The organism is Pseudarthrobacter sp. W1I19, from assembly GCF_030817835.1.
Taxonomy (GTDB): Bacteria; Actinomycetota; Actinomycetes; order Actinomycetales; family Micrococcaceae; genus Arthrobacter.
In genome coordinates, this window is the sequence record NZ_JAUSZR010000001.1 from 775,342 (window position 1) to 791,921 (window position 16,580).

A 16,580-nucleotide genomic window follows, 5' to 3' on the forward strand; every position below is an offset into this window, starting at 1 on the left:
CCCCTCAGAGGCTGGTGTAGCCGCCGTCCACGAGGTAGTAGCCACCGGTGGAGAACGATGCCTCGTCCGAGAGCAGGAAGGCCACCATGTGGGCCACCTCCTCGGCCGTGCCCAACCGGCCCAGCGGGTGCTTGGCGGCCAGGCCGTTGCGGGCCTCTTCGTCGAGGTTGTTCTCGAGAAGCGGCGTGGCAATGTAGCCGGGACCTACGCTGTTGATGCGCAGGCCCTGGGCACCGTACTCGGCCGCCGCGTTTTTGGTCAGTCCTACAACCCCGTGCTTGGCGGCTGTGTAGGCGCCACTGAACGGTGCTGCCACCGCGCCGTGGATGGACGCCATGTTGACGATTGCGCTTTGCCGGGCGCCGGCCTCGAGCATGGCGGGAATCTGGTAGCGCATGCCGTAGAGGACACCGCTGAGGTTGATGCTGATGACTTTGTCCCACTCGTCCAGGTCGAAGTCTCCGGCGGGGGCGGGCTTGCCGCCGATGCCGGCGTTATTCACGGCGTAGTTGAGCTTGCCGTAGGTGTCCACCGCGAACCGGACGGCCTTTTCGTTGTCTTCCTTGCTGCCGGTGTTGGCCTGGAACGCGACCGCGGAGCCGCCGGCGTTGCCGATCTCGCCGGCAACACGCTGCGCCGCCTCCAGGTTCAGGTCCACCACAACCACTTTGGCGCCCTTGGCAGCCAACTCCTTGGAGGTGGCCTCACCGATCCCCGAGCCGCCGCCTGTGACCAGGGCTACCTTATCCGTGAACTGTGCCATACTCATCCCTCAATCCAGAGCCAGGCGGTACCGTCCGGCTCGCTGGTAGTTGCTGTGTGTTTGGTTTCTAAGCGCCGGGGTATTGGGGCACGCAGGCCCCGCCGGCTGTCTCGGGGAGAGCGGCCGGCAGGGGGGTGGTTGCTTCTTACTGGTTGGGGTCCGGGCTGCGGACGTCGCGTTCGCCGATGTCCGCTGCGCCGAGTACGTCCGCCACGGGGCTGTGGGCGGGCGCGTGCTCGCGGACGCTCAGCTCGGGGTGGTGCAGATCCAGCGCAGGACGTTCAGAGCGGATCCGGGGCAGGGAGGTGAAGTTGTGCCGCGGCGGCGGGCAGGATGTGGCCCACTCGAGCGAGGCGCCGAAGCCCCAGGGATCGTCCACCGTGACCTTCTTGCCCCTGCGCCAGGTGATGTAGACGTTCCAGAAGAACGGGATCAGCGAGGCTCCCAGCAGGTAGGAACTGATGGTGGAGAACTGGTTCATGAAGGTGAACTGGTCCTCGGGCATGTAGTCCGCGTAGCGCCGGGGCATGCCTTCGACGCCCAGCCAGTGCTGGATCAGGAAGGTGCCGTGGAAGCCAAGGAACAGCATCCAGAAGTGGATCTTGCCCAGGCGTTCATTGAGCATGGTCCCGGTGAACTTGGGCCACCAGAAGTAGAAGCCGGCAAACATGGCGAACACCACGGTGCCGAACACCACGTAGTGGAAGTGCGCCACCACGAAGTAGGTGTCCGAAACGTGGAAGTCCAGCGGCGGGGAGGCCAGGATGATGCCGGTGAGGCCGCCAAAGAGGAACGTAATGAGGAATCCGAGACTCCACAGCATGGGCGTTTCGAACGTCAGCGAACCGCCCCACAAAGTGCCGATCCAGTTGAAGAACTTCACGCCGGTGGGAACCGCGATGAGCATGGTCATGAACGCGAAGAACGGCAGCAGCACGGCGCCGGTGACGTACATGTGGTGGGCCCATACGGTCACGGACAGGGCGGCGATGGCAATCGTGGCGTAGACCAGGCCCTTGTAGCCGAAGATGGGCTTGCGGCTGAAGACCGGGAAGATCTCGGAAACGATACCGAAGAACGGCAGCGCGATGATGTACACCTCGGGGTGGCCGAAGAACCAGAACAGGTGCTGCCACAGGATGGCGCCGCCGTTGGCCGGGTCATAGATATGCGCGCCGAACTTCCGGTCGGCTCCCAAGGCGAACAGGGCCGCTGCCAGCGGCGGGAACGCCATCAGCACCAGGATGGACGTGACCAGGGCGTTCCAGGTGAAGATTGGCATCCGCCACATGGTCAGCCCCGGGGCGCGCATGCAGATGATGGTGGTGATGAAGTTGACGGCGCCCAGGATGGTGCCGAAGCCGGACAGTGCCAGGCCGAACACCCAGAGGTCGCCGCCGAGCCCGGGAGTGAAGGTGGTGTTGGACAGCGGCGCGTAGGCGAACCAGCCGAAGGAAGCGGCACCCTGCGGGGTGATAAAGCCGGAGGTTGCAATGATGGAGCCGAAGAGGAAGAACCAGAAAGCCAGCGCGTTCAGCCGCGGGAAGGCGACGTCCGGAGCGCCAATCTGCAGCGGCATGATCACATTTGTGAAGCCAGCGAACAGCGGGGTGGCGAACATCAGCAGCATCGCGGTGCCGTGCATGGTGAAGAGCTGGTTGTACTGTTCCTTGGTCTGCAGGATCTGCAGGCCGGGCTCGAACAGTTCGGCACGGATCAGCAGTGCCATCACGCCCGCCAGGCAGAAGAACACAAACGAGGCAATCAGGTACAGATAGCCGATGGTTTTATGGTCGGTGGTGGTGAGCCAGCTGACAACAATGCTGCCTTTGCGGCGCTTAACCACCGAAGGTGCGGCGGTGGCCGACGTTGCGCCCATGTTCTGGCCGGTGGTGGTCATTACGGTTCCGTCCTTTGTTGTGCCTGTTCCAGGGCTGGCCTTGCCGGGTTCCGGTCGTATTCGTCGCCGCGGATTCCGGTGTTGCCCTTGGCCCGCAGTTCGGAAATGCGGTTGTTGTATTCCTGCTCTGTCACTACCCGTACTTTGAAAAGCATTTCGGAGTGGTATTCGCCGCAGAGTTCGGCGCATTTGCCGGTGTACTCACCGGTGCGGGTGGGAACGATGTCGATGTACCTGTTGTACTGGTTTTCGCCGGGGTACAAGTCCCGTTTCTGCATGAACTCGACCACCCAGAACGAATGCTGGACATCGCGGGAGTTCAGCTGCAGTTCCACCTTTTTGTTGACCGGCAGGTAGAGGGTGGGAAGCCGGTCCGGCGTGCCCCAGTTGCCGTCCAGGTGCGCCTGAACGCCCGGGTCCTCATGGACGTCTTCCTTGACGTAGTTGAAGTCCCAGGCCCACTGTTTGCCGCGGACGTCGATCACTACGTCCGGGTCCTCGAAGCGGTCGTCCATGGCCCGCTGGTCCCGGTCGGTAAAGACGAACAGAACCATGATGATCATCAGCGGCACGGAGAGGTAGAAGACTTCCAGCGGGAGGTTGTAGCTCATCTGCCGCGGGAAGCCCACCGTATTTTTCCGCCGGCGGTAGGCGATGATGCACCAGAGGATGAGTCCCCAGGTGATGGCGCCGATAATGATGGCGGCGATCCACGAGTTGACCCAGAGATCCGTTACCAAGGGGGTGTGGTCGGTGGTGTCCCGTTCGCCCGGAAGCCAGCCCCTCTGAACCTCGGCGGAGCAGGAAGTCAACGCCAGCAGCGCCGGGACAGAGGACAGGGCGGCCCAGCGCCGCCACCTGGAAGTGTTTCGCCTAGGGGTGTTCACCGCGTGGTTCTCCTCCGGATTTGCTCCAGAGGCCCAACTGCATGAGCCCAATGACCCATGGCTCATGGCCAGTGGGTTGTGTGCCCACACTAGCGCGGAAAGGAGCCGCAAGGAAAGGGGTCCGGATCAGTACCGGAGTTGCCTTCACACCTGGCCTCAGGCCGACTCGCTTCGAAGTTCCTCCGCAGCCATGGCCAGCAGGTTGCGCTGGAGGGAAGGGAGGGAAATCAGTCCCTCCACATAGGCCTGCACCTCGTACTCTCCGGCCATGCCGCTCAGGCTGAAGTACCGCAACCAGAGTTCAGTAACGGTGATGTCGGCTGTCACCAGCATGTGGTTAAGCTGGCGTCGTTCCTCTTGCTCGTGCGGATCGTATCCCATGGCTGTCCCCTTGCCGTGGGCGGCCACCATCAGGCCACCGCGGGGTAGCTGTAAAGGATGTAGTCGGCGGCCGCGGGCCCGGTCATATGCAGGCGGCAATCGTTCGGATTCACCCCGCACCGGAGCATGCCGGCGCGGAAGGCCTGGTCCGATTTCGCCCGGAAGCCGTGCAGCGAGGCCCAGCTGACGTACAGGCCGTAGAGGCAATCGGGTCCCAGCGGGTGATCGGCCGATGGGTCGGAAGTGGTGGCTTCATCAAGGAACTGTTGGAAATGGGAGGACGGCATGTCACGCTCTCTCACGGTTCTGCACCATGTGCCACCGGCCTGCTCCAGCGGCTACTCCCGCAGCCTATGCAGGAGGGCGGCGGGGGGACGGGATCGAGCCCGTCACACTTCCGAATCTACTCGCGGCAGGCGGGTATGTACATGGATGCCTGCAGGTGCCCGCTATGACCGGGGACCGCCAAGGAAAAACTGCTTCACGTTCGCCGGCAAAAGGTGCGTATACACAAACAAACGCGTTGAAAGCAAGTCTTCCCAAGGTTTCATAAGCATGCTTATGATGTTCTTCTTTCGGCGGCATGCAGAGCCCGTCAGCACAAACCCCCACCCCCGGTGATGCCTTGGTGGGGAACTGCTGAAAGGCTCCCATGCGCGTGATCCGGTCCGAGTACTCAACCCCCAACCACGTGCTGGTCCACGTCAGTGACCCGCACTTTGTGGAAGACGGGCTGCTGTACGGCGAGCTGGATCCCCAGGCCGGACTGGTGGAAGTCCTCAGTTCCATCGAGGCAAGCGGCCTGGACCCGGAAGCCATCATTTTCTCGGGCGACCTTACGGACAAGGGAAGCGAAGAGGCCTACCGCCGGCTGCGGAACACCTGCGAAGCGTACGCCCGGCGGATGGGCGCGCAACTCATCTGGGCCATGGGCAACCATGACCAGCGCGCCAACTTCCGGAAGTCGCTCCTGGACGAGGAGCCGCAGATGCTCCCGGTGGACCGCTGCTACCTCCTGGGCGGCCTGCGCGTGCTGGTCCTGGATTCCTCCGTTCCGGGCCACCACCACGGCGAGATCACCGACGGGCAGCTGCGCTGGCTGGCGGCAGAGCTTGAAACGAGGGCCGACGACGGCACCCTCCTGGTGATCCACCACCCGCCTGTGCCACCGGTACAGGAAATCGCGGTGCTGGCCGAGCTGCGGAACCAGGAGCACCTGGCGCAGGTGCTCGAGGGCAGCGACGTCATCGGCATCCTGTCCGGGCACACGCACCACACCGTCTTTTCAACGTTCGCCAGCATCCCGGTGGCGGTGGCCGCCTCCACCAGCTACAACCAGGACCTGGCCCTTCCTTCAGGTGCGGTTCAGGGCCTTGCCGGCGCACGCTCCTTCAACCTGATCCGCATCCATAACCGGACTTTCGTTTCTGCTGTGGTCCCGGTGGGCGAGTATCCCCGCATGAATTCCTACATCACCGCGGAGGAGACCCGGCAGCGGATCAAGGCCGCCTCCATCAACATTCCATCTGCCACGCTGCCCGTTCCACCCGCTGTGGGGAACGCTGGAGGCACTCCCACCGGCCTCCGCTAATCACCGTTTTGAAGAAAGGACCAGCAGACATGGAACAGAAACCACCTTCTTCCTCCTCCGGGACCCGGCGCCGCAACGTCGCCGTCATCCTGGCAGGAGGAGTCGGCGCCCGGATGGGCCTGGACATCCCTAAGCAATTTGTTCCCATCGCCGGCCGCACCAGCCTGGAGCACACGGTGGAGCTGTTCCAGCACTCCGAGCTGGTGGACGAAATCATCGTGATGATGACACGCGGGTACATTCCCAAGGCCCGGGAGCTGTTGCTGGGCAGCAGCGCGGCATCGACGCCCGACGGCAAAGCGGCCGGCAACCTGGGCAAAGTCACGGCCATCCTGACCGGCGGCGCGGACCGCAGCGAGACCTCCTGCCGGGCCCTGGACGCCATCGCGGACAAGGACTCCAACGTCATTTTCCATGACGCCGTCCGGCCCCTGCTCGACGCCGACATCATCACAGCCTGCATCCGCGCACTCGACGTCTACGCCGCCGTCGACACGGCCATTCCATCAGCGGACACCATCATCGAAGTGGATGATGAGAACTTCATCCGCGCGGTGCCGCCGCGGGCCAAGCTGCGGCGGGGCCAGACGCCGCAGGGGTTCCGGATGCCCGTGATCACCCGGGCCTACGAACGGGCGAACCAGGACCCGGATTTCTCCGCCACCGATGACTGCTCGGTGGTCCTCAAATATTGCCCGGACGTCCCCATCTTCGTGGTGGACGGCGACGAGGCAAACATCAAGATCACCCAGCCCATCGACATCCACCTCGCGGACAAGCTGTTCCAGCTCAAGCACAAGACCGTGCTGCCCGGCGGGAGCACCGGCGGGCTCCGCGGCGCCGCGGTGATGGTCTTCGGTGCCAGCTCAGGGATCGGCCTGGAACTGCTCCGCCAGCTCGAGGCTGAGGGCGCCCTGGTGATCGGCCAAAGCCGTACGGCCAACGGAACGTACGTGGAGGACCGCCGGTGCGTGGCACAGGCACTCGCTGCCGCCGCCACATACGGCCGCATCGACCACGTGATCCTCACCGCCGGCGTGCTCAGCGTGGGACCGCTCGCACTGCTGACGGATGAGCAGCTGCACCACGATGTGGACGTCAACCTCACCGCGGCCTTCATCGTGGCGCAGGAATCGCAGAAGTATCTTGCCGCAAGCAGGGGATCTCTTACCCTCTTCGCCTCCAGCTCGTACACCCGTGGCCGGGCCAACTACACGGTCTACTCCGCCACCAAGGCCGCGATCGTGAACCTCACGCAGGCGCTCGCGGACGAGTGGAGCACTGACGGTATCCGGGTGAACTGCATCAGCCCCAGCCGGACCGCCACCCCCATGCGGACCAGGGCGTTCGGGGAAGAAGCGGAAGGCTCGCTGCTGCCCGCGGCGGCCGTTGCGGGGGCGAGCATCCAGGTGCTTGCCTCAGCCATGACCGGCCAGGTGGTGGACGTCCGGCTGCCCTACACGGACACGTCCCACGATCCCGAACTCGTGGCGCAGCCATGAGGGAGGACGCGGGCACACAAGTAGTCGAGGCCCATGCCCCCGCGGCGGAGGAAAGTCTCCACAGCCACCGGCTTCACGCGGACAGGACATCGCTCCGGCTGGAGGGGCCGCCTCTTCCGGCGGACGCCACATTGTCCATCCTGCTGGACGGCAGGCCCATCTGGAACGTCCGCGCCGGCGAAACCGTCAGGTCCGGCCCGGACATGTCCGTCATCGACTGGCCCGCGGCCCTCGCCGGAAGGCTCACGGGGTGGGCGCGGCTCAGCGTGCTTCAAAACGGAACTCCGTTATGTACGACGGCGGCCGTCGCCTTTGACGATGCACCGCACCAGTTCTCGCTCGAGGAAGCCGGCACGGGGATCCCGCAGATCGTCAACAAGTGGGGGCGCATCGGGCGGAACTTTACGGGGGAGCGCGCCTACCTCATCGACGAGGCGCTGGATGAGGCATGCCGGCTGGTGGAGTGGATGCGCGGCCGCGGCCAGGAGCTGTTTGTTACGGGCGGCACGCTCCTGGGTCCCGTACGGGACGGCCGCGTGATGCCGGGCGATGACGACGTGGACCTGGCCTACCTGAGCCGGCACCAGAACCCGTCGGACATCGCGCTGGAGGGCTTTGAGCTGGAGCGCGCCCTGCACGGGCAAGGATACGAAACCGTGCGGCACTCCGCCGGACACCTGCAGCTGCTGTTTCCCGGGGCGGACGGCACGGACCGGTTCTACCTGGATATCTTCACGTACTTCGAGGTGAACGGCTGGTTCCATGGCACGTTCCACGCCCGCGAGCGCAGCGGGAAGGTGCGGATTTTTCCGTTGCGCAGCCTCACGATCAATGGCCGCGAGTTGCCGGCCCCCGCGGAGCCGCAGCAGATGCTGGCGGCAATCTACGGTCCCGGCTGGCGCACTCCTGACCCCGCGTTCCGGTTCATCACGCCGCCGCCCGCCCGTCGTCGTTATGACGCCTGGCTGGGCAGCCTGGACGGGGACAGGGAGAACTGGGAGGACCATCACCGCGCGCTCCTCCGGGGAGAGGCAGGGAACGGGGCCGGCCGTGCGCCGTCGGACTGGTCCTTGCCCTCGGCTCTTGCGCAGGAGTGGGCCGCGGAGCTCCCCACCGGATCCCGGATCCTGGAGCTGGGCTGCGGCCTCGGCGCCGATGCCCGGTACTTTGCGGAGGAAGGGCACCACGTGCTGGCGGTGGACTACAGCCGGCCGGCCATCCTGAACCTGCACACTCCTTCCGGCGCCGGCACCGGCACCTTGCGAGGCCGAAGGGTCAACCTCAATTCCGTGCGCGAGACCGCCCCGCTGGCAAAGCTCGCCAGCCCGGCCGGCGCCCCCTTGCACGTGTACGCGCGGCTGCTGCTGAATTCCCTCAATGAGCAGGGCCGGGAGAACACGCTGACGCTGATCGGGCACCTGCTGAGGAACCAGGACCTGCCGGCTGAAGCAATCCTGGAATTCCAGCCGGGAGAGTCTGAGCCGCCGTTTCCGGGCTGCCGGTTCCACGCTCCCGTGGACGTGGCGGCGCTGATGACCAGCCTCGCCAGGCTTGGGCTTGAAGCAGAAGACGTGACACCCCATAACGGGCGCCCGGAAAAGGGCGCCCAATCCGCCAACCGATTGAAAGTGAGGGCCCTGCCATGAATGATCCACTGCTTGACGCCATCCACGAGCACGAGCCCCTGGAGGACCCGCTGGAAGAGATCAACCTGCGGCTTGCCATCGCCGCAGCGGACATTGCGGAGCTCCGCGCCGAGGTTGCCCGGCTGGACCGCGACCTGGACGAGTCCCGGCGGCTGAACCTGCGCGCGGCTGAACTGCTGGACTTGGTGTACGAACACCTGGCCGGCAGCCCGGCCCGCCCCGGCAGCATGGATGGTGCCGGCACCCCCGGCAGCCCGGCCAGCACGGACGGCGCCAGGATATGAGCGGAATCGAGATCATCGGCGCGTTCGAGAGCACCTACCTTCCCAGGCATGACAGGGATATCTTCGAATCCACCGCGCATGACGTGCAATGGAAGCAGGACCTGGACCTCCTGGCCGGCTGCGGAGTCACCAGGCTGCGGTACCCCGTCCGGTGGCACCGGGTGGAGGCCGACGAGGGGGACTTCAACTGGCAGGACACGGACAAGGTGCTGCTTTATCTCCGCGACCACGGCTTCCGGCCCATCGTGGACCTGGTCCACCACACCAGTTATCCCCGCTGGCTGGAGGGCGGCTTCGCGGATCCGCGGTTCCGGGCCGCCTACCTCCGGTACACGGAGGAGTTCGCCAAACGCTATCCGTGGGTGGAGGAGTACACGCTCTTCAATGAGCCGTTCTCCACCCTGTTCCTCACCGGGCACGAGGCCATCTGGCCGCCCTACCACCAGGGCCTGGACAACTTCGTGGCCCAGATCCTTAACGTAATTCCGGCGGTGGCGGAGGCCAGCCGCGCTTACGCGGATCTGCTGCCGGGGGCCAAGCATGTATGGGTGGACACCTGCGAGCACCACACGGGGGAGGGCGCCGGTGGAAGCGCCTACGCCGCCATGGCCAACGAGCGCCGGTTCCTGGTGCTGGACAGCTTCCTGGGCAAGCACGGCGGCAGGGGATATGACCCGGACGGACCCATGGCCGGGCCGCTGCGTGAGGCCGGCGGCGAGAAGCTGCAGGAGCTGGAACCCGGCCGGATCGACGTGCTGGGCCTGGACTACTACGCCCACTGCCAGTGGCACTTCGATGACAAAGGCGGCTCGCCCAACACCCCGTACCCCCTGCCCCTGGCGCAGCAGGTCTACCTGTACTGGGACCGGTACCGGCTGCCGTGCCTGCTCACCGAAACCAACATCCGCGGCCGCACCTCAGACCGGGCCAGCTGGTTCAAGTACGTCCTGGAACAGTGCGAACGGGCGCAGGCAATGGGGGTCCCGCTGGACGGCCTGTGCTGGTTCCCGGTGATCGACTCCACGGACTGGGCTTCGCTGCTGTTCCGCAACGACGGCCACATTGACCCGGTGGGCGTCTTCTGGCTGGACCAGGAGCTCGCCAGGCAGCCGTCGGTGATGTCCGAAACCTACGCGAAAGCCGCCGCCGGAACTCCCGCCGGGGAGCTGCCGGCCTACACACTGGGCGAACCCGTGGCCACGTGGCTGCGCGGATACCAAAAACAGATGTCCCACTGGGAGTGGATACCGGCCCCTGAAGCGGACCAGGGAAACAGCCTTCCCCGCACGGAGACACGAATGGAACTGAGGATCGTCAATGCAGAATGAACTGATCGTACTGTCGCACCTCCGCTGGGACTGGGTATGGCAGCGCCCCCAGCACCTCGTTTCCCGCCTGGGCTCGCGTTGTTCCACCTGGTACGTGGAGGAACCGCTCACACCGTCACCGGGATTCGCCGGGCCCAACCGGATGAACCACCGCCGGGTGGACGGGCTGAACCGCGCCTGGCTGGAGATCCCGGAGCAGGGCCGGCACGTGGGCTTTTTTGATGATGTCCTGCCGGATTACATCGAGCAGCTCCCCGAACTGGTGGGGCCACGGACCGGGGACCGCGTGGTGTGGCTGTACACGCCCCTGGCCCTGGAACTGGCCCTCGCCCTGAACCCCACCACGCTGGTCTATGACGTGATGGACGATCTCGCCGCCTTCAAGGACGCCCCGCCCGAGCTGGTAGTGAGGCAGCGGCAGGCGCTCCGCCGGGCCGACGTCGTTTTTGCCGGCGGGCGTTCGCTCCACCGTTCCATGGTGCGGCAGGGCCGCGCCGACACCGTTCTCTTTCCCAGCGGCGTAGAGCCGGAACACTACAGGGTCCCGACGGCGGAGCCCCGCCTTCCGGGGCAGCGTCCCGTGGCGGGATACGTGGGCGTCCTGGACGAACGGCTTGATCTGGGTCTGATCGCGGGGCTGGCGAAGGCCCTGCCGGAATGGGACATCAAGATGTACGGGCCGGTGGCCAAGATTGACCCGGCCGGCCTGCCCCAGGCGCCCAACATCAGCTACGAAGGGTACACCTGCTACACGGATCTGCCGGCGGCGATGGCGGGGCTGGACGTCGCCCTGATGCCCTTCGCGCTGAATGAGGCCACCCGTTCCATCAGCCCCACCAAAACGCTTGAGTACCTGGCCGCGGGCCTGCCGGTGGTTTCCCACCCGGGTGCCGGACGTCGTCGCCGATTTCCCGGGGGTGGTGCACCTGCGCGACGACGCCGCGGGCTTCGCGGCGCTCTGCCGGACGCTGGGCCAGCGGGATCCGCTGCGCGGGCCGAAGCCGAAGATCCGCGAGTTGCTGAGGCAATACCACTGGGATGCGATCGCAGCACAGATGGCCGAATCCGTTTTTGCCGCCGGCTTCAAGGAGCCGGAACCGGTGGGCGCGGAGGCCAGTGCCTGACGGGTGTTGCCGTGAGGGGTGTTGCGGTGCTCCAGTCCGCCGACGGGAAAGGGGCCCCGGGCCCTGTACCAGCGGCGGCCATCCCGGTACGGTAAAACAAGTAAGTGTGCTTATCAATAAGGTTGGCGGCTCGGAGAACCCAGGGAACAGGAGGACAGCATGACCCACATACGGTCCATGATCGACGCATATCCCAAGGACCTGGGCGATATCGATGTCACCAAACTGTCCGAGTGCATCAGCGCCTGCTACGAATGTGCCCAGACGTGCACCGGCTGCGCCGACGCCTGCCTGGGTGAGGACATGGTGGCGGACCTGGCAAAGTGCATCCGGACCGACCTGGACTGCGCGGACATCTGCGCCACTACCGGAAAGGTTCTGTCACGGCTCACCGCTTACGACAGCAACGTCACCCGGGCGCTCGTGGAAGCCTGCCGGACCGCCTGTAAGGCCTGTGCGGAGGAATGCGAAAAGCACGCGGACATGCATGACCACTGCCAGATCTGCGCGGAAGCGTGCCGGAGCTGCGAACAGGCATGCGCCGCGCTGTTAGCTTCACTCAAATGACGCCGTTGACCCGAATAAGGAGTTGAAAACCCATGAACGACGTACCCCAGAGCAATGTTCCACAGCACAGCGAACTGCCGCTGCCGGACTACGACCACCTGCCGGCGGGGACACTGCCGTCGCGCATCTCCGGCTTGGAGGAGGCGGACGTGGCGCAACTGATCACGTACGAGAAGGCCCACGGAAACAGGCTGCCCATCATGCAGATCCTCGAGAAGAGGCTCCACGACCTGCAGGGCGGCGCCGTGCCCCGCGGCCCGCAGGCGCCCAGCACCCCTGAAGTGAACACCGGCCAGCCTGACACCCCGCAGACGGCCAGCGTGCCGGGACCTCCCATCAATCCGCCGTCCCAGGGCGATCCCACCAACCCGGCCCAGCCACGGTAAGCCGTGGAGCAGCACCACGGCTTGCGTGACCAGGACGGCGGCCCTGAGCATCCCGCCGCGGATCACGACGGCGGCCCGGACCTTCACGCCTTCGTCCGCTCACGGCAGGGCGAGTTGGAAGGGCAGCTGGCGGAGTGGGTGCGCGTGCCCGGCGTGTTGGGAGTGCCGGAGCACGCACAGGACCTGATCCGCTCAGCCAACTGGCTGGCGGCGGCGTTCCGCGACGTGGGCTTCCCCACGGTGGAAGTGCTGCCCACCGGGGAGTCGCACGCTGTTTATGCGGAATGGTGCGAGGCGCCGGACGCACCCACCGTCCTGGTCTACAGCCATCACGACGTCCGGGCCGCCAAGCCGCAGGAGTGGGACCAGACGGCCCCGTTCGAACCCGTAGTGCGCGATGGCAGGCTGTATGGCCGCGGGAGTTCGGACGCCAAGGGGCAAGTCCTGGCCCACTTGTGGTCGGTGCGCGCCCACCTGCACCAACGTTCTCTCACTAATGACCCCCAAAACCCGGACGCTCGCTCACTTAATGCGGCCAAAACCCAAAACCTCTCTCACTCCAGCGGGGTTTCGACAGGCTCAACCACCGGGGCAGGCTCAACCACCGCGCCCGCCGTCAACCTGAAGTACCTCGTCGAGGGCGAGGAGGAAGGCGGGTCGCCGCATCTGGCCAAGTTGCTGGAGGAGCAGGGGGACCGGTTGCAGGCCGACGTGGTCCTCTTCTCCGACACCCTTCTGTGGCACGCCGACCATCCCGCCGTCTGTGTGAGCCTCCGCGGCATGCTCTCCGCCAGCCTCCAGGTGTTTGGGCCGGAGCGCGACGTCCACAGCGGCGCCGTGTCCGGCAATGCACCCAATCCCGCCTTCGAGCTGGGCCGGCTGCTGGCGCTCCTGCACGATGGGGAAGGCTGGATCACTGTTCCGGGTTTTTACGACGACGTCGAGCCGCCCCCGGAGGACCTGCGGCAGGCGCTGGCGCAGCTTCCCTTCAGCGAGGAGGACTGGCTGAAGCGGTCCGAAACCGGCGCCATCACCGGCGAGCAGGGGTATACGGTGCTGGAGCGGCTGTGGCTGCGTCCCGCCGTCGAGGTCACGTCCCTCATCGCCGGGGATCCCATCGGGGTTTCACGCGCCGCCGTGCCCGCCGTGGCCTCGGCGGACCTGAGCTTCCGGACCGTGCCCGGGCAGCGGGTGGAAAAGGTGGCGGAGCAGCTGCGGCAGTGGGTGGAGGCCAGTATCGGGGACAGCTTCGGCCACACCTTCAGCGTGGACCTGGAGACAGCGCAGGAAGCGTACCGCACCCCGGAGCACCCGGCGGTTTCAGCGTTGGAACGGGCCATGGGCCGGGGCTTCCAGTCCGCCGGCGTGGGCAGGATGGGCAACGCCGGTGGTGGCCCTGCCGAGCTGCTCGCCAGGGCCCTGGATGCTCCTGTCCTGTTTTTCGGCACCGGCCTGGTGGAGGACCATTGGCACGACAGCGACGAGAGCGCCAACCTTGCGGTCCTGGTGAACGGCGCAGTCACGCTGGCAGCTTTCTGGGACGAACTGGCCCGGATGGAATGACAGAAGGACGACGGCGATGGACGGCTCAGGAGCGGAAAGCACCCCGGCGGCAACTGACGGCACCCGCGGAGGCGAGCGCCGTCGTCGTACGTTTGGCATGGAGGAGGAGCTGCTGCTGGTAAGTCCGGAGACGGGGGAGCCCGTGCCTTTGGCCGCCGGGCTGCTGGAAGGCTACAAACGCCCGGCCGGCCCGGGCGGCGGGCCGGTCCTCACTGCCGAATTCCAGCAGGAAATGATCGAAGTCGTCACCCCTCCCCATGCCAGCATGGCGACGCTGGAGGCGGACATCATCCTGGGGCGGGCCATGGCGGATGCAGAAGCGCGCAGGGTTGGGGTGCGGGCCGCGGCCCTGGGAACATCGCCCCTGCCAACCGATCCACATCCGGTGCAGCTTCGCCGTTTTATTGCCATGACCGAGGAGTACGGGCTGACCGCCAGGGAACAGCTCACCTGCGGCTGCCACATCCACGTTGCCGTGGACTCGGACGACGAGGGCGTGGCAGTGCTGGACCGCATCCGCACCTGGCTTCCGGTGCTTGGCGCGCTCAGCGCGAATTCGCCGTTCTGGCACGGGCAGGACACCGGGTATGCCAGTTACCGCGCGCAGGTGTGGAGCCGGTGGCCGTCCGCCGGGCCGCTGGATATCCTCGGCTCGCCGGAGGCGTACCACCAGCTGGTGCATGACATGGTGAGCACCGGCGTCCTGCTGGACGAAGGCATGGTGTACTTCGACGCGCGGCTGTCGCGGCATTACCCGACCGTTGAGATCCGGATTGCCGATGTGTGCCTGCGCCCGCAGAACGCTGTGCTGCTGGCTGGGGTTGCGCGGGGGCTGGTGGAAACGGCCGCCCGGGAATGGCGGGAAGGCGTCCCGCCCGTGGCCGTACCCACAGAGCTCGTGCGGCTGGCTACCTGGAAAGCGAGCCGGTGGGGGCTGCGCGGGGAACTGCTGGACCCGCTGACGTTACAACCCGCGCCCGCACTCGCCGTGGTGAATGTGCTGCTGGACCACATCCGCGAGGCTTTGGAGGACACGGGGGACCTGGGCCGGGTGGAGGAACTGGTCGACGACGTGCTTGCCGTGGGCACCGGTGCTTCACGGCAGCTGGAGGTGCTGCACCGCGCCGGGGAGCTTGAGGCCGTGGTGGCCGATGCTGCGGACTGCACGGTGTGGGTGCCGGCAGAGTAGGCGGTGATTGAGCCTGTCACCCTGTGGTTGAGCCGTCACCCCGGTGGTTGAGCCTGTCGAAACCTTCGACTGGCTCAACCACCGGGGTCCGGAACGTTAGCTGTGTGAGTAGGTGAGGCAGTCCGCGTTGTCCGCGCCGGGGCCCACACGGACTTCCGGTGCGTTGCACATCAGGTGGTCGTTGTGGACGCATTCGCTGCGCTGGCAGGCTCCGACGTCGGCGAGCACCTTGGGGAGGCCGCCGTGCATGCCGGTGTCAATGAATGTTGCGCACTGGGCGTGGTTTTCGGCGCCGCTGACGGTGATGGCGGCGGCGTTGCAGTTGGTGTGGTCGTTGAAGGAACAGTTGGTTACGCTGCAGTCTGCGACGTGCGTCGTCATCTTTAAGACCCTCCGTACTTCGGCAGCCCGGGTTGGCCGTCCTGTGTTTTCCCACGGTAGGCCTGCAGGCCCTGATCAAAAAGACCCAATTGTTTGACGTAATTCACGCATTGGTGCTGTGCGCGGCCTGTGATCATCAGGAGGTGCAGAGTTCCGGCGCCGGGACAGGTGTTCCGTTCACTCCCGAGCCGGCCTTGCCCAGGCTCCAGTAGCCCCGGAATTCCGACACTTTGGGGTCTAGGCCAATCTCATTGACCAGATGCCTCCGAAGCATTTTGGCGGTGCCGGCTTCGGCTCCCACCCAGGCGTATAAAGGGACCACGTCCGGGCCAGTCTGTCCGGGGGCGCTGACGGTGTGCCGGACGGCGTCGAGAAGAAGTTCATCGCGTCGGGCTTTGGCGGGGTTCCGGGGCAGCCACGTCACGCGGACTCCGGACGCGGTGCTGACCTCCTGGATGTCCGAGGAGTCCGGCACTTCGAGGAAAGCGTGCCCGGTGAAATCGGCGGGGAGTGCTTCGATGATGGAGCCGATGGCCGGCACTGCCGTTTCGTCGCCGGCCAGCAGTACCTCACGCGCATTCCTTGGCGACCACCTGATGCCGGCCTCGGACGGCAAAGCTGTCTGCGCCGCCACCTCCGGGCCAATGATCAGTGCGCTTACGCCTGGCACCGCGGCGCGGGCCCAGTCAGAGGCAGGTGAGCTCTTGCCCTCGACGTGGGGGTGGAGGGCAAAATCAACATCGATTTCACGTGCACCGGCCATCGTCCGGCCTGCGCGCACAGTGTAGCTGCGGATGAAACCGCGCCCCGGCTGCTCGAGGCGCAGCCAGTCGTGGTACCAGCCCTCATACAGGGTCCCGTCCGGAGCTCCGGGCCTGGACAACGTGTGGCCGGGTACCGGCAGGAGCAGCTTGATCCGCAGGTCCAGTGTGGGTCCCTCGACGCCGAACCGGTCCAGGGCGGGCCCCGTGAAGGTGATCCGGCGGAACGTGGCCGAAAGGTCCTGTACGCGGCTGACGGCCACCTCGAAAACCCGCACCGGGTAGCGGTCCGCTTCTGGCCTGGTGTTCATTGGCAAAGATCTCCTT

The 16,580-nt window shown here is 65.9% G+C and carries 17 protein-coding genes; 10 read left to right on the top strand and 7 right to left on the bottom strand.

Features of this window, described 5'->3' with window-relative positions:
- Nucleotides 1-4: 4 nt before the first annotated feature.
- The 5 genes from QF038_RS03620 to QF038_RS03640 all read right to left on the bottom strand — a co-directional run bounded on the left by QF038_RS03620 (nt 5) and on the right by QF038_RS03640 (nt 4,218).
- On the bottom strand, nt 5-763 hold the full coding sequence (locus QF038_RS03620; protein WP_307613393.1) for an SDR family NAD(P)-dependent oxidoreductase: 759 nt from the start codon (nt 761-763) through the stop codon (nt 5-7).
- A 145-nt stretch (nt 764-908) separates the two neighbouring features.
- On the bottom strand, nt 909-2,663 hold the full coding sequence (gene ctaD / locus QF038_RS03625) for a cytochrome c oxidase subunit I (protein WP_307608840.1): 1,755 nt from the start codon (nt 2,661-2,663) through the stop codon (nt 909-911).
- Nucleotides 2,663-3,550, bottom strand: coding sequence for a cytochrome c oxidase subunit II (locus tag QF038_RS03630; RefSeq protein WP_307608842.1), 888 nt, complete (start codon nt 3,548-3,550; stop codon nt 2,663-2,665). Before QF038_RS03630 ends, ctaD begins: the two co-directional genes overlap by 1 nt.
- Before the next feature lie 156 nt (nt 3,551-3,706).
- Complete coding sequence (locus QF038_RS03635; RefSeq protein WP_307608844.1) at nt 3,707-3,931, bottom strand: hypothetical protein; 225 nt, start codon at nt 3,929-3,931, stop codon at nt 3,707-3,709.
- 29 nt (nt 3,932-3,960) lie between these two features.
- Nucleotides 3,961-4,218, bottom strand: a complete 258-nt coding sequence (locus tag QF038_RS03640; RefSeq protein ID WP_307608846.1) for a hypothetical protein — start codon at nt 4,216-4,218, stop codon at nt 3,961-3,963.
- A 365-nt stretch (nt 4,219-4,583) separates the two neighbouring features.
- Here QF038_RS03640 and QF038_RS03645 point away from each other — a divergent pair, with 365 nt between their 5' ends.
- The 10 genes from QF038_RS03645 (at nt 4,584) to QF038_RS03690 (ending at nt 15,111) form a co-directional block, all read left to right on the top strand.
- Nucleotides 4,584-5,522, top strand: coding sequence for a metallophosphoesterase (locus tag QF038_RS03645; protein WP_307608848.1), 939 nt, complete (start codon nt 4,584-4,586; stop codon nt 5,520-5,522).
- Between the two features lie 29 nt (nt 5,523-5,551).
- Entirely contained in the window at nt 5,552-7,024 is a 1,473-nt protein-coding gene (locus tag QF038_RS03650) for a bifunctional cytidylyltransferase/SDR family oxidoreductase (RefSeq protein ID WP_307608850.1), read from the top strand.
- Entirely contained in the window at nt 7,021-8,670 is a 1,650-nt protein-coding gene (locus QF038_RS03655) for a bifunctional 2-polyprenyl-6-hydroxyphenol methylase/3-demethylubiquinol 3-O-methyltransferase UbiG (RefSeq protein WP_307608853.1), read from the top strand. Before QF038_RS03650 ends, QF038_RS03655 begins: the two co-directional genes overlap by 4 nt.
- A complete protein-coding gene (locus tag QF038_RS03660) occupies nt 8,667-8,954 on the top strand; it encodes a DUF6752 domain-containing protein (RefSeq protein WP_307608855.1) in 288 nt (95 codons plus the stop codon). Before QF038_RS03655 ends, QF038_RS03660 begins: the two co-directional genes overlap by 4 nt.
- Nucleotides 8,951-10,282 (top strand): family 1 glycosylhydrolase, encoded by a 1,332-nt coding sequence (locus QF038_RS03665; RefSeq protein ID WP_307608857.1) that lies wholly within the window; start codon nt 8,951-8,953, stop codon nt 10,280-10,282. The genes QF038_RS03660 and QF038_RS03665 overlap by 4 nt, the downstream gene beginning before the upstream one ends.
- Nucleotides 10,272-11,501 carry a glycosyltransferase gene (locus tag QF038_RS03670; RefSeq protein ID WP_307608859.1) on the top strand — a complete coding sequence of 410 codons (1,230 nt, stop codon included), beginning with the start codon at nt 10,272-10,274 and terminating at the stop codon, nt 11,499-11,501. Before QF038_RS03665 ends, QF038_RS03670 begins: the two co-directional genes overlap by 11 nt.
- Before the next feature lie 64 nt (nt 11,502-11,565).
- A complete protein-coding gene (locus tag QF038_RS03675; RefSeq protein WP_307608861.1) occupies nt 11,566-11,973 on the top strand; it encodes a four-helix bundle copper-binding protein in 408 nt (135 codons plus the stop codon).
- Between the two features lie 32 nt (nt 11,974-12,005).
- The gene (locus QF038_RS03680; protein WP_307608864.1) at nt 12,006-12,359 is read left to right on the top strand and encodes a hypothetical protein; all 354 of its coding nucleotides are present in this window, start codon (nt 12,006-12,008) and stop codon (nt 12,357-12,359) included.
- 3 nt (nt 12,360-12,362) lie between these two features.
- Nucleotides 12,363-13,922: a M20/M25/M40 family metallo-hydrolase gene (locus QF038_RS03685; protein WP_307608866.1), complete on the top strand. Its 1,560-nt coding sequence runs from the start codon at nt 12,363-12,365 to the stop codon at nt 13,920-13,922.
- Nucleotides 13,923-13,938: 16 nt separating this feature from the next.
- Nucleotides 13,939-15,111, top strand: a complete 1,173-nt coding sequence (locus QF038_RS03690) for a glutamate--cysteine ligase (RefSeq protein WP_307608868.1) — start codon at nt 13,939-13,941, stop codon at nt 15,109-15,111.
- A gap of 96 nt (nt 15,112-15,207) precedes the next feature.
- Here the strand turns inward: QF038_RS03690 and QF038_RS03695 are convergent, their stop codons facing one another.
- Both QF038_RS03695 and QF038_RS03700 read right to left on the bottom strand, forming a co-directional pair.
- Nucleotides 15,208-15,492 (bottom strand): DUF1540 domain-containing protein, encoded by a 285-nt coding sequence (locus QF038_RS03695; protein ID WP_091416783.1) that lies wholly within the window; start codon nt 15,490-15,492, stop codon nt 15,208-15,210.
- A 136-nt stretch (nt 15,493-15,628) separates the two neighbouring features.
- Nucleotides 15,629-16,564, bottom strand: a complete 936-nt coding sequence (locus tag QF038_RS03700; RefSeq protein ID WP_307608870.1) for a siderophore-interacting protein — start codon at nt 16,562-16,564, stop codon at nt 15,629-15,631.
- Nucleotides 16,565-16,580: the final 16 nt, after the last annotated feature.

What these genes read in the sequence shown, in the direction of transcription:
- QF038_RS03675 (WP_307608861.1), top strand. Translation starts at nt 11,566, where the DNA reads ATGACCCACATACGGTCCATGATCGACGCATATCCCAAGGACCTGGGC.
- QF038_RS03660 (WP_307608855.1), top strand. Translation starts at nt 8,667, where the DNA reads ATGAATGATCCACTGCTTGACGCCATCCACGAGCACGAGCCCCTGGAG.
- QF038_RS03640 (WP_307608846.1), bottom strand. Translation starts at nt 4,218, where the DNA reads ATGCCGTCCTCCCATTTCCAACAGTTCCTTGATGAAGCCACCACTTCC.
- ctaD (WP_307608840.1), bottom strand. Translation starts at nt 2,663, where the DNA reads ATGACCACCACCGGCCAGAACATGGGCGCAACGTCGGCCACCGCCGCA.
- QF038_RS03680 (WP_307608864.1), top strand. Translation starts at nt 12,006, where the DNA reads ATGAACGACGTACCCCAGAGCAATGTTCCACAGCACAGCGAACTGCCG.
- QF038_RS03665 (WP_307608857.1), top strand. Translation starts at nt 8,951, where the DNA reads ATGAGCGGAATCGAGATCATCGGCGCGTTCGAGAGCACCTACCTTCCC.
- QF038_RS03695 (WP_091416783.1), bottom strand. Translation starts at nt 15,492, where the DNA reads ATGACGACGCACGTCGCAGACTGCAGCGTAACCAACTGTTCCTTCAAC.
- QF038_RS03655 (WP_307608853.1), top strand. Translation starts at nt 7,021, where the DNA reads ATGAGGGAGGACGCGGGCACACAAGTAGTCGAGGCCCATGCCCCCGCG.
- QF038_RS03650 (WP_307608850.1), top strand. Translation starts at nt 5,552, where the DNA reads ATGGAACAGAAACCACCTTCTTCCTCCTCCGGGACCCGGCGCCGCAAC.
- QF038_RS03620 (WP_307613393.1), bottom strand. Translation starts at nt 763, where the DNA reads ATGGCACAGTTCACGGATAAGGTAGCCCTGGTCACAGGCGGCGGCTCG.
- QF038_RS03645 (WP_307608848.1), top strand. Translation starts at nt 4,584, where the DNA reads ATGCGCGTGATCCGGTCCGAGTACTCAACCCCCAACCACGTGCTGGTC.
- QF038_RS03700 (WP_307608870.1), bottom strand. Translation starts at nt 16,564, where the DNA reads ATGAACACCAGGCCAGAAGCGGACCGCTACCCGGTGCGGGTTTTCGAG.
- QF038_RS03690 (WP_307608868.1), top strand. Translation starts at nt 13,939, where the DNA reads ATGGACGGCTCAGGAGCGGAAAGCACCCCGGCGGCAACTGACGGCACC.
- QF038_RS03635 (WP_307608844.1), bottom strand. Translation starts at nt 3,931, where the DNA reads ATGGGATACGATCCGCACGAGCAAGAGGAACGACGCCAGCTTAACCAC.
- QF038_RS03670 (WP_307608859.1), top strand. Translation starts at nt 10,272, where the DNA reads ATGCAGAATGAACTGATCGTACTGTCGCACCTCCGCTGGGACTGGGTA.